The organism is Agreia sp., assembly GCF_964263775.1.
In the GTDB taxonomy this organism is placed as follows: Bacteria; Actinomycetota; Actinomycetes; order Actinomycetales; family Microbacteriaceae; genus Agreia.
On record NZ_CAXVWM010000160.1, the window covers coordinates 1 to 10,766 of the forward strand.

General features: G+C 67.9%; 8 protein-coding genes. 3 read left to right on the forward strand and 5 right to left on the reverse strand.

Translation table 11 applies throughout. The features are described 5' to 3' along the window. Positions 1-152: 152 nt before the first annotated feature. Complete coding sequence (locus ACE5CZ_RS11735) at positions 153-614, forward strand: GNAT family N-acetyltransferase (protein WP_374947511.1); 462 nt, start codon at positions 153-155, stop codon at positions 612-614. A gap of 90 nt (positions 615-704) precedes the next feature. Here ACE5CZ_RS11735 and ACE5CZ_RS11740 read toward each other — a convergent pair whose 3' ends face one another. The 5 genes from ACE5CZ_RS11740 to pgm all read right to left on the reverse strand — a co-directional run bounded on the left by ACE5CZ_RS11740 (position 705) and on the right by pgm (position 8,945). Continuing rightward, positions 705-1,931, reverse strand: a complete 1,227-nt coding sequence (locus tag ACE5CZ_RS11740) for a Dyp-type peroxidase (RefSeq protein ID WP_374947512.1) — start codon at positions 1,929-1,931, stop codon at positions 705-707. Further along, positions 1,924-2,649 carry a hypothetical protein gene (locus tag ACE5CZ_RS11745; protein ID WP_374947513.1) on the reverse strand — a complete coding sequence of 242 codons (726 nt, stop codon included), beginning with the start codon at positions 2,647-2,649 and terminating at the stop codon, positions 1,924-1,926. The genes ACE5CZ_RS11740 and ACE5CZ_RS11745 overlap by 8 nt, the downstream gene beginning before the upstream one ends. A 20-nt stretch (positions 2,650-2,669) precedes the next feature. Continuing rightward, positions 2,670-4,028 carry a nitrous oxide reductase family maturation protein NosD gene (locus tag ACE5CZ_RS11750; RefSeq protein ID WP_374947514.1) on the reverse strand — a complete coding sequence of 453 codons (1,359 nt, stop codon included), beginning with the start codon at positions 4,026-4,028 and terminating at the stop codon, positions 2,670-2,672. A gap of 51 nt (positions 4,029-4,079) precedes the next feature. Continuing rightward, positions 4,080-7,121 carry an SdrD B-like domain-containing protein gene (locus ACE5CZ_RS11755; protein WP_374947515.1) on the reverse strand — a complete coding sequence of 1,014 codons (3,042 nt, stop codon included), beginning with the start codon at positions 7,119-7,121 and terminating at the stop codon, positions 4,080-4,082. Between the two features lie 201 nt (positions 7,122-7,322). Then, positions 7,323-8,945 carry a phosphoglucomutase (alpha-D-glucose-1,6-bisphosphate-dependent) gene (gene pgm / locus ACE5CZ_RS11760; RefSeq protein ID WP_374947516.1) on the reverse strand — a complete coding sequence of 541 codons (1,623 nt, stop codon included), beginning with the start codon at positions 8,943-8,945 and terminating at the stop codon, positions 7,323-7,325. Positions 8,946-9,085: 140 nt separating this feature from the next. Between pgm and ACE5CZ_RS11765 the strand changes: the two genes are divergently transcribed. Both ACE5CZ_RS11765 and pheA read left to right on the forward strand, forming a co-directional pair. Continuing rightward, a complete protein-coding gene (locus ACE5CZ_RS11765; RefSeq protein ID WP_374947517.1) occupies positions 9,086-9,367 on the forward strand; it encodes a chorismate mutase in 282 nt (93 codons plus the stop codon). A gap of 348 nt (positions 9,368-9,715) precedes the next feature. Beyond that, positions 9,716-10,678, forward strand: coding sequence for a prephenate dehydratase (pheA, locus tag ACE5CZ_RS11770; RefSeq protein WP_374947518.1), 963 nt, complete (start codon positions 9,716-9,718; stop codon positions 10,676-10,678). Positions 10,679-10,766 lie beyond the last annotated feature (88 nt).

The window sequence follows — 10,766 nt, forward strand, 5'->3', positions numbered from 1 at the left end:
TGTGCAGGGCAACCACGCGACCGTCGACGGGTTTCATGTGTCGAGGCTGATCGGCGAGGTGGCCGCCCTCGCGGCCGATCCCGACTGGGTCGCCGGCGCCGACTCCTGACCGTGCGCGGATGCGTGCGGTCGCCATCTGAAAGGATGCACCCATGTCAGAACACGCGATCCGCGAGCTGTGCCCGATCACGCCGCGTGACGCGGGCGAGGTGCTCACTCTGCAGCGCGCGGCGTACGCCACCGAGGCGCAGCTCTATTCCGATCCGCACCTGCCCGCGCTGACCCAGACCCTCGCTGAACTGAGCGCCGAACTCGAGGGCCCGGCCCTGGGCATCCGGCTCGACGGGCGGCTGGTCGGAGCTGTTCGGTGGACCGTGCACGAGGGCGTCGCCCACATCGGTCGACTCGTGGTCGCACCCGATCTGCAGGGCACCGGCATCGGAACCGCCCTGCTGCACGCGGCCGAGGCGACGAGCGGTGCCGACGAGTTCACTCTCTTCACCGGCCACCTCAGTGCGGCGAACCTGCGCCTCTACGGGCGAGAGGGGTACCGACGGGTTCGCGAAGAAGAGCTGCGCCCGGGAGTCGTGCTGATCCACCTGCACAAGCCGTGAGCCCCGGGCCAAGTCAGCACGTTTTCGAAGAAGCGCCGCCCGGTGCTGTCGCCGTGGCGGGGTGTTGCTACACAGGTGCTGACTTAGCGGTCAGCGCAGCGTCGAGCCCAACGGTGACTCGCGCGAGAACCCGGGAAGGATGAGGAACGTCGCCGACCCCGTCGGCGTCGAGAACTCGGACAGGGCGTCGAGCTCGTCGAGCCGCTGCTGCGTCGCGGTGAACGTGCGCAGCGACCGCTGGTAGCACATGAAGAGCAGCCCGGCGTCGGCGACGCCGTCGACCAGGCCGTCGTCGAACGTGTAGCCGCGGCGCAGCATGAGCTCGCTGCCGGTGAACGACGGATGCGCCGCGCGGGCGTGCGCGTGCGCCGGAACGGTGTACTGCCCCTCGGGAGTCTTCGACCGCAGGTCGATCTGGGCGGTCGGTGCGCCGCCCGACAGGGGAGCGCCGGTGCCCGCCTTCCGGCCGATGATGGCCTCCTGCTCGTCACGGGATCGGCTCTGGAAGCCGACGATGTCGAGGCGCAGACGGCGGAGAACGCAGACGGTCCCTCCCGCCAACGGGCCCTCCTGAATCCAGACGTTGTCGTCGAACTCGTCGTCGGTGCGGGGAACGATGATGCCGTCGAGAAAGCCGAATGGATTGCGGGCCACCGTGCTCGTGCCCGGCCCCCGAAAGCCGCGCTGCTCCCACCGAGGTGTCGCTGCCGTCATCTGCGTCAGGAGCAGCTCGAGGACGGGGCGGAGGATCGTGGGGTCGGAGCCGTAGGCGGCAAGCATCACGTCGCCGCCGCGGCGCTCGAGCGGGATGCCGTCGTCGTCGGCGAACGCGGGCAGGTCGGCGGCCCCGGGCAGCTCGGGCCCGACGGTCGAGATCAGGCGCGGGCCGAGCCCGACGGTGACGCTCAGGTCGCCGACCCCGTCGGGAGCGACCCTCGTGACGTCGGCGTGGCTGCCATCGGCGATGCCGAGGATCGCGTCGCCCAACGCGCCGAGCCACGACAGGTCGTCGCCGGCGATGTCGAGCACCATGACCAGTCCGTGGCGCTGCGGCGTCGAGGGCCGATGGATGCCCGGCTGGTATCGTCCGGAGGCGTTTACCGGGGCGCCGGCTCCGTCGGATGCCGCGGCGCCGGCAGCGCCTTCGGACGCCGGGTCGACAGCGGCAGGGTCGCTCGTTTCCGGGTCGACGTTCGAGAGGCGACCGCCTGCGGTGGCATTCCATCCGGCCGCGCCTGCAACGACGCCCGTGGCCAGGCCGCCGAGCCCGAAGAGAACGGAGCGGCGGTCGACGCCGTGGGATTCGCCGCTAGCCATCGGTCGTGCCCAGTGTCGCAACGGCGGAGATGTCGACAACGGCATGGTCGCCGAGGTCGAGCACGGTCCACGAATCGGAAGACGGCTGAGCCACTTCGAGGCGGAGCATGCGGCCGTCTGTGTCGAGCCAGTAGCGCACGGTCGCGTCGTCTTCAGACGCGGCCGCCGTGGCCGGAGTGTCCGACGTGGGCCCCGCGATGACGTCGACGGGCGTTCCGTCGATCTCGTCTGAACGCAGCCACAGGGCGTCGCTCTGCTGCAGCAGCTGCGGGTTGTCGGGCCGGTCTGAGCCCAGAGAGAGCGCGATGACGAACAGGTTCTGCAGGCTCGAGGCGGTCGCATCGAGGGAATCGGTGACCCAGCCGTCTGCCGGAATGGGCAGCACGGCTCCGTCTTCGGCGCCCTCTCGCACCGCGATCGTGTCGCCCGTGAAGCCGAAGAGCCCGGCAGATCCGACCGCTGCGCCATCCGTCGCCGCCGCTGCGTAGCCGCGATGCTCCGCGAAATCGACCCAGCCGGCGAGCTCGACGTTCGGATCGCCGGGAACCTCGGCGGTGATGCTGCGCACACCCTCGTCGTAGTTGGTGAAGCGGGCGATCGCGAGCCGCTGGGCCTCCTCCGTGGTGAGTGGGCGTGCGCCGCTCGCGTTCGGGGTGGGCTGCGCCGAGCATCCGGCCACGGCGATCGCCAGCGCCACCGCGGCGGCTGCGGCGGACATCCACCGGGCGGATCGGCCCGTCACGACGATGGCCGCCAGTCGCGTGCGGGTGCCGGGATGGTCTCGAGGTCGTCGGGCGCGCCGACCGTCGCGGGAAGCGGCGCAGGCGCCTTATGCAGATCGCCGGGAAGCTGAGGCTGCGCGGGCGGCGCCGGAACCTTCAAGAACGACATGCCCTTCGGACTCACAGGCTTCGTGAGCGTGCCGTCGGCGGCGGCGTCCTGCTGCGCGTTGCCGCAGTCGGCCACCGCGAACGTCGACGGAACGACCGACGCGGAGTCGCCTGCGGTCAGGCAGTTGCCCGACGCTGCGGCACGCGGCTGCGAGATGTTGGCCAGATCCGCTCCGTTGTCGGCGAAGACGGTGCCCGAGAATGTGTTGCCCGTGGCCGAGATGTCTTCGGAGCCCGACACGAGGATGCCGGCGTACGGATTTGCGGCGACCGTATTGCGACTGAACTGGTTCGACTGACCGCCCGAGATGCCCACCCCGATGCCGAAGGCGCCATCGGCCTGCTCGGGAGACTGTTCAGACGTGTTGTCGGCGATCACGTTGCCGACGACGGTGTTCGCCTTCTGCGGTAGGAACGCCTCCTGGTAGTTGCTCAACAGCGTCATGCCGACCCGGTTGTTCGACCAGCGGTTCGCCACGATGTACACGGAATCGCTGGCGTTGGCGTTCTCGAAGCCGACCGCGTTGTTCTCGGCAGTGTTTGCGCGAACGAGAATGTCGCAGTTCTCGCACTGCCCGACGTAGTAGCCCGAATCGGCCGAGCCCGATGCGTAGGAATCGGTGATCGATCCGTGGTTGCTGTCGAACGCGTAGATGCCGTAGAGCCCGTTGTTGTACGACGTGACGTGAGAGATAGAGAACCGCTCGATCGGAGGGAACTTCTCGGGATCGAGCGTGTCGTAGCCGTCGAGGCCGTGCGCCTGGGCACCGTCTCCGTCATGCATGCCGGTGACGAGCACGCCGTTGAAGGTGTGCGAGCGCACGGTGAGGTTCTCGACTCGCACACCGTCGGCCGTGACGACGACACCCTCGGGGCGCAGTCCCTCGCCGTCGATGATCACGGCATTGCGGTCGAGGCCCCGCAGGGTGACGTCTTCGGTGTCGATGGACACCGTCTCGGTGTACACGCCCGGCTCGATGAGAATGAGACCGCCGGGAGCGATCCTGTCGGCGGCGTCTGCGATCGTCTTCGCATCCGTCGGCACCGTCAGTACGGCAGGAGCCGCGCCGCCGTTCGCGCCGCCGGTTTTCGCGTCGTTGCCACCGGATGCGCTGCAGCCGCCGATGGCAAGCAGCAACGCGCATCCGGCCAGCCAGGCGGCAGTGAAGCGCGCTGCAGTGGCTCGACGCGGGGGATTCGAGACCATGCCGTCAGAATACCTTCGGTGTGTGGGACATGGTCTCGAAATCCGCGTGCCCTACTGCTCCGTCAGCTTGCGACGGCGCATCGTGGCGATGAGCGCGGCTGCACCGGCGAGCAGCGTGGCGAATGCCCCGATGATGACCGGCAGAACGGCAGCACCCGTAGACGCCAGGTCTGTCGGCGTGGCCTGAGCCGGCGTCGACGGCACCGCGGCCGGTGTCGGCGTGGGGCTCGTCGTCGGAGGAACCTCGACAGCCGGCGTGGTTGGCACGTGGGCGTTGTAGTCGTCTTCGTCATCGACGGGAATCGCCGAGTACGCGCCGACAGCCGTGACCGTCGCTCGGTCGAGGTGGATGCTTCCCCCCGCGCCCGCGGTCAGCGTCGCGGTTCCGGTGATGACGGCCTCCGGAGCCCACAGGGTGGTTCCCGGCGCGAACGTGCTCTGCCAGCGTGCCGTGAGCACGCCGTTCACCTCGACGGCGTCGACGGTGCTTCCGTCGGGCATCGTCCAGGTGAGGGCCTTCACGTCGGCACCATCGAGCGTGTCGTCGGTCAAGACCACATTGCGTAGGGGCTCGTCGCCCGTGTTGGTGACGGCGAACACGATCGTTCGGGTCTCGCCGGGCACATACGTCTCGGAGTCATCTACCGTGTCGGCGTCGTGGTCGATCGTCTCGCCCGTTCCGTCACCCTTCTCGATGTCGACCGTCGGGGTCGTGTCGAGAATGAAGCCGGCGTCGATGCTGTGGTCGTTCTGACCCGGTCCGCCCACGGTGAACGTGTACTCGCCCGTCGCCGGGTTCGGGTTCGAGCCGGTCTCGGTCGAGGTCGCCTCCGCACTCGTGAGGTTGGCGTACGACCAGGGCACGGTTCCGTAGACCGGGTCGTTCGACAGGATGTTGCCAGACGTCGGTTTCACGAATCGAACCGTGTACTCGCCGCCGTTCGCAACGAAGCCGTCGACGAAGAACTCGGAGGTGTCGTCGGAGGAGAAGTAGTACTCGCCCTGGGCGTTGGTCGTCGTCGTTCCGATGACCTCGCCGTCTTTGACGAGTTCGACGGTCACACCGGCGACGGAGGGCTCAGACGGGTCTTGGATGCCGTCTTTGTCGGCGTCGAACCAGATTCGGTTTCCGATCTCGACGGGAGCGAGCGCGGCGAGGATGCTGATGCCGCCGAGTCCGCCGCCCTTCTGAAAGTTGCCACCGGCGCCGTTGCCGCCGCCGTCAGGGGTGAGCTCGAAGCCCCGCACCGGGGTTCCGGTGTCGACCGTGTCCCACATGAGGCCAGCGGCGCGGATCGATGCGAGCGGGTCGTAGGCGGTGGCGAGCACCTCGCGGGTGCCGCGGATACCGGCCAGCTGGCCCAGGGTCGTTTCCTGGTGCGATGAGGAGGCTCCGAGGTTCTGGCCGTCGTCGTAGAAGTTCTTGCCGCCGGGACCCTGGTCTGCCCTGTCCGACGTCGTGGTGCGGTCGCCCACGGTTCCGTCGTTCTCCAACAAGAAGGTGCCGTCGGCGTTGGGGGATGCGATCAGCAGGTCGCCGCTCGCGCCGGCCTCGAAGTTCGTGCCTGGCACGGAGGGGTCGGAGGCGACGCTGCGGTTGCCGCCCTGGATCGACGTGCGGTCGGTGAAGCCGAGGCTCAGGTAACCGTCTTCGTCGAAGTACAGGTCGGAGAGGATCGGCTGCGGGTAGATCTGCCAGCCTCCACCCGACTGCGCGACGCTTCCGCCGGTCCAGGTCCACGTGTCGGCCCAGGTGTTCCACTGGCGGCTCTGCGGGGCGAGCACGTTGTTGTAGACGTCACCCTTCTTGTACCCGAGGTCGCCCGTGAAGACGTCGGTCCAGGTGCCGAGGCCGCTCAGGGGGGCCTTGATGACGTGCGCCCCGAGGCCCGCGGCGTCGGCCGAGAGGCCCGGCGTGGATCCGTCGGCAGTCTCGCCGCTGTCGACGAAGCCGACGAAGACCTCGCCGCGGTAGATGGTAAGCGCCCAAGGGCGCTCACCGGCACCGAGGCCGAGGTCGTAACTCTTCACGTCTGCTGCCGTCGGCAGAGTCGTGGGATCGACGATGTCGATGGAGTACAGCTTCTTGTCGAACAGGTTCACGAAGAACAGGGTGTTGCCATCGGGGCTGAGCGTCATGTCGCCGATGCCGACTTTGCCAGCCTTGGCGAAAGCATCCGGATCGTTGACCTGGGCCTGGGGGCCCGTGAGCCCGCGCTCAGCGTTGGTGAGCGCCGTGCCGACGTCGATGCCGATGTCGGTGACATCGAGCCACGGAATCACCTCTCCGTCGCCGCTCACGCCATTGGCGGCAGTGCGCACGTCGGTGATGCGGTAGATGCCGCCGAGGCCCAGCTCGCCGAGGCCGCTGTTGCGCTTATAGGTGGCGGCGGCGAAGACGCTGTTGCTCGACGACTGGAAGACGTTGGCCGAGATGGAGCCGACCTCGCCGTACGTGGCCAGGGTCACCCGTTTGGCGAAGTCGGGCTGCGGGCCGGAGTAGCCGTCGTCGTAGCCGATTCCGGCGAGCGCGGGCTCGCCGCCCTTGGTGCCGCCGTCGGCGGCAAAAGGCGAACCGGCCCACTGGATGGCGGTCACCAGAGGCGCGCCGCCCGGCTGGGTGTAGTCTTCGGGCGTGTTGGCCGCGAAGTCGACATCGGTGCTGTTCACCGTGACGAATCGCACGGCCGTTTTGTTGTCTGCGTCGACGCCGTGCACCGCACCGTCTTCGTAGCCCGCAGGAAGGCCGGTGAACTGAACCCGGACCGTGTTCGCCGAGGAGTTCGTGACGGGCAGCGTGTAGGTGCCGTCGGCGACCGAGGTCGTCGTCCAGGTGGTTCCGGCGTCATCGGTTGCGGTGACGCTGACGCCGGCGAGGCCGGTGTCGTTGGCGAGGCCTGAACCGACAGCGTTACCGGAGTCCTGCGCTCCGTTGCCGTTGAAGTCGCGGAAGACGGTTCCGGTGACGGTGCCCGTTGCGGCGACCGCGGCCAGGGGCACGGTGCCGGTGATCAGGACACCGGTGAGCAGCGCACAGGCTGCGCCGGTCGCGACAAATCGGCGCGCGAGTGACGGGCGTGGTGGTGGGGTCATTACGGTGCGCTTTCTGGTCTCGTCAAAAATGCGCCAGAAGAGGCACATTAAGACGGGTGTCTAGTGAAGTGCACGATCCTGCCCCCCTCAGAGAGATCATGCCGAGGTTCAGAATAGGGTGATGCATCTCAATGTGCAAGACGGCGCGTAACCACCACGTGAGTTGCCGCGGCACATCGCCTGAGCCCGTCGAAAAGCGCGCTACTCCGCCAGGGCTTCGTCGACGATCGCCCTCGCCTCTCGCTGCACGTCGCGCAGGTGTTCCTCGCCCAAGAAGCTCTCGGCGTAGATCTTGTACACGTCTTCGGTGCCGCTGGGCCGGGCCGCGAACCACGCGTTCTCGGTCATGACCTTCACACCGCCGATCGCAGCGCCGTTGCCGGGCGCATGGCTGAGCTTGGCGACGATCTGCTCACCGGCAAGAGAGGTCGCGGTGATCGCGTCGCCGTCGAGCTTGCCGAGCCGGGCCTTCTGCGCCTTCGTGGCCGCGGCATCCATTCGCTCGTAGGCGGGCGACCCGAACTTCTCGGTGAGTTCGGCGTACAGCTGGCTGGGCGTCTTGCCCGTCACGGCCAGGATCTCGGCCGCGAGCAGGCACAGGATGATGCCGTCTTTATCGGTCGTCCACACGGTGCCGTCGAGGCGCAGAAAGCTCGCGCCGGCGCTCTCCTCGCCGCCGAACGCGACCGTTCCATCGACCAGGCCGGGCACGAACCACTTGAAGCCCACCGGAACCTCGAGCAGCGTGCGGCCCAGCTCGGTGGCGACCCGGTCGATCATGCTCGACGACACCAGGGTCTTGCCGATCGCCGCGTCCGGCTTCCAGTCGGCGCGGTTCGCGTACAGGTACTGGATGGCGACGGCCAGGTAGTGGTTAGGGTTCATCAGGCCGCCATCCGGCGTCACGATGCCGTGCCGGTCGGCGTCGGCGTCGTTGCCCGTGAGGATGTCGTAGTCGTGCTGGTGTGCGAGAACGGATGCCATGGCGCTCGGCGACGACGGATCCATGCGGATCCTGCCGTCCCAGTCGAGGGTCATGAAGCCCCACTGCGGGTCGACCACCGGGTTCACCACGGTGAGGTCGATGCCGTAGCGCTCGCGGATCGCCTGCCAGTAGTAGACGCTCGCGCCCCCCAACGGGTCGGCTCCGATGCGGATGCCCGACTTCTTGATGGCCTCCATGTCGATGATGCTGCCGAGGTCGTCGACGTAGCGGCCCATGAAGTCGTAGGTCTCCACGGCGCTGGGCTCGGCACGCTTCACGCCGCGCAGGCCGTCGGCGAGCAGCTCGTTCGCGCGGTTCGCGATCCAGCCCGTGGCGTCGCTGTCGGCCGGGCCTCCGTGCGGCGGGTTGTACTTGAAGCCGCCATCCGCCGGCGGGTTGTGGCTGGGCGTCACGACGATGCCGTCGGCCTGGGGCTCATCGGGATGGGCCCGGTTGTAGGCGATGATCGCGTGGCTCACGGCGGGCGTCGGAGTGAAGCCGTCGAACTCGTCGACGAGTACGCGCACCTCGTTGCCCACGAGCACCTCGAGGGCCGTCGTCTGGGCGGGGCGGCTCAGCGCGTGCGTGTCGATGCCGATGAACAAGGGGCCGGTTATGCCCTGCCCCGCGCGGTACTCCACGATCGCCTGGGTGGTCGCGGCGATGTGGTCTTGGTTGAACGCGGTGTTCAGCGACGAGCCGCGGTGCCCGCTGGTGCCGAAGACCACCTTCTGGTCGGCGATGGTGACATCGGGTTTCAGTTCGTAGTAGGCGCGCACGAGCGCCTCGACATCGACCAGGTCTTCGGGGAGGGCAACGGTGCCGGCGCGGTTTTCCATGCCTCACAGTCTGGCACTCCGACACCGTGAAGAGGGGGTGCCGCTCGTACTCAGGAAAAACTGCCCCGCCGCGTGCGAATACCGCGTTTCGGACGTGTTTTTCCTTCAAACGAGCGAGCACCCGTCAGTAGGGTTGCCGAATGGCAGCTCAGAACCTCGACGACGTGCGCGCGGAGATCGACGTGATAGACCGGCGGATCGTGGAATTGCTCGCGCATCGGCAGCGCTGGGTCGTCGAGGCGGGCAGGCTCAAGGCCGATGCCCACGCCGTGCGGGCGCCCGATCGGGTGGAGAAGGTGATTGAGAAGGTGCGAACGCTCGCCGCGCAGGCCGGCGCTTCTCCAGAGGTCGTCGAGAGTACTTACCGAGCGATGATCGGCGCGTTCATCGACCTCGAACTGACGGTGCACCGCGAGGGGTAGCGCCCCTCTGAACGAGCGCCGCGCTCTCTGGCTCGTGATCTCGAGAAGGTGCCTTCCTAGTCCTGTGCCATGCCTAGACGCACAGAAGGTTCGATTCTTCCGATCGACTTGTCAGTGCGTTAGAAGCAGAAAACCACCCGCGCCGGGCTCGTCGATCATGGCCTGCTCGGCGATCGGGGGCGCCGCTCGTATGCAGGAACAACGTGGCTTTCGCGTGCGAAATCGGCGCTATCGACCCGTTTTTCCTGCGTACGAGCGCGACGTCCTCGAACAGTCGTCGTCATAGGGGCCAGTGTGCCGCACGCGGGCGCCCTGCAATAGCCTCCCCGCTCCAATAGGCTCTGAGCCATGCCCGATGCAGCCGCGCCCGCCGCCTCCTCCGAGACCTACAGCTACCTCGGCCCCCGGGGCACGTTCACCGAGGCGGCCCTGGCGCAGGTTGCGGATGCCCGAGGCAAGGTCTGGCGCAGCGTCAACAATGTGGGTGAGGCGCTCGACGACGTCGTCACCGGGCGCAGCGTCGCGGCGATGATCGCGATCGAGAACTCGATCGAGGGCGGCGTGAGCGCGACGCAGGACGCGCTGGCGAACATCCCGAACCTGCGCATCATCGGCGAGTACCACGTGAAGGTGCAGTTCGTTCTGGTGGCGCGGCCGGGAACGACGCTGGCCGACGTGAAGGTCGTCAACGCGCATCCGGTCGCCTATACGCAATGTCATCACTGGCTCGACGCCGAGCTTCCGAGCCATGGGCACATTCCGGCGACGTCGAACGTGGCGGCGGCCGCGTCGCTGTTCGACAACGAGCTCGCCGACGCGGCCGTTGCGCCTCCGGGAATCGTTGAACACTACGACCTCGACGTGCTGGCCGAGAACATCGGCGACAACGACAACGCGGTCACGCGCTTCGTGCTGGTGAGCAGGACCACAGCGATTCCGCCGCGCACCGGTGCCGACAAGACGAGCCTGATCGTCGAGCTGCCCGACGACCGGGCCGGATCGCTGCTCGAACTGCTCGAGCAGTTCTCGACCCGCGGGGTGAACATGAGCCTGCTCGAATCGCGGCCCATCGGCGACGCCCTCGGCCGCTACCGCTTCGTCATCGACGTCGACGGGCACATCCTCGACGAGCGGGTGGCTGACTCCCTGCTCGGCGTGCGCCGGTTCAGCCCGAATGTGATCTTCCTCGGCTCGTACCCGCGCGCCGACAAGGCGCCGATCGAGTACATCCCGCGCTACGACGACGACGTGTTCATCGAGGCGCGCGACTGGCTGCGGGCGGTCGTCTCGGGCGAACCCGACGACTCCTGAGCGCCTCGGCAGTACGGCTAGGCCGGAACCTTCACCCGCAGCGCGCCGGGCTCGACCCAGCTGTGCACGGCGGTGACCTCGCCGAACT

Bases quoted from the DNA above. Each gene is read 5' to 3' on its own strand.
- ACE5CZ_RS11735 (WP_374947511.1), top strand. From the start codon at position 153: ATGTCAGAACACGCGATCCGCGAGCTGTGCCCGATCACGCCGCGTGAC.
- ACE5CZ_RS11740 (WP_374947512.1), bottom strand. From the start codon at position 1,931: ATGGCTAGCGGCGAATCCCACGGCGTCGACCGCCGCTCCGTTCTCTTC.
- ACE5CZ_RS11745 (WP_374947513.1), bottom strand. From the start codon at position 2,649: ATGTCCGCCGCAGCCGCCGCGGTGGCGCTGGCGATCGCCGTGGCCGGA.
- ACE5CZ_RS11750 (WP_374947514.1), bottom strand. From the start codon at position 4,028: ATGGTCTCGAATCCCCCGCGTCGAGCCACTGCAGCGCGCTTCACTGCC.
- ACE5CZ_RS11755 (WP_374947515.1), bottom strand. From the start codon at position 7,121: ATGACCCCACCACCACGCCCGTCACTCGCGCGCCGATTTGTCGCGACC.
- pgm (WP_374947516.1), bottom strand. From the start codon at position 8,945: ATGGAAAACCGCGCCGGCACCGTTGCCCTCCCCGAAGACCTGGTCGAT.
- ACE5CZ_RS11765 (WP_374947517.1), top strand. From the start codon at position 9,086: ATGGCAGCTCAGAACCTCGACGACGTGCGCGCGGAGATCGACGTGATA.
- pheA (WP_374947518.1), top strand. From the start codon at position 9,716: ATGCCCGATGCAGCCGCGCCCGCCGCCTCCTCCGAGACCTACAGCTAC.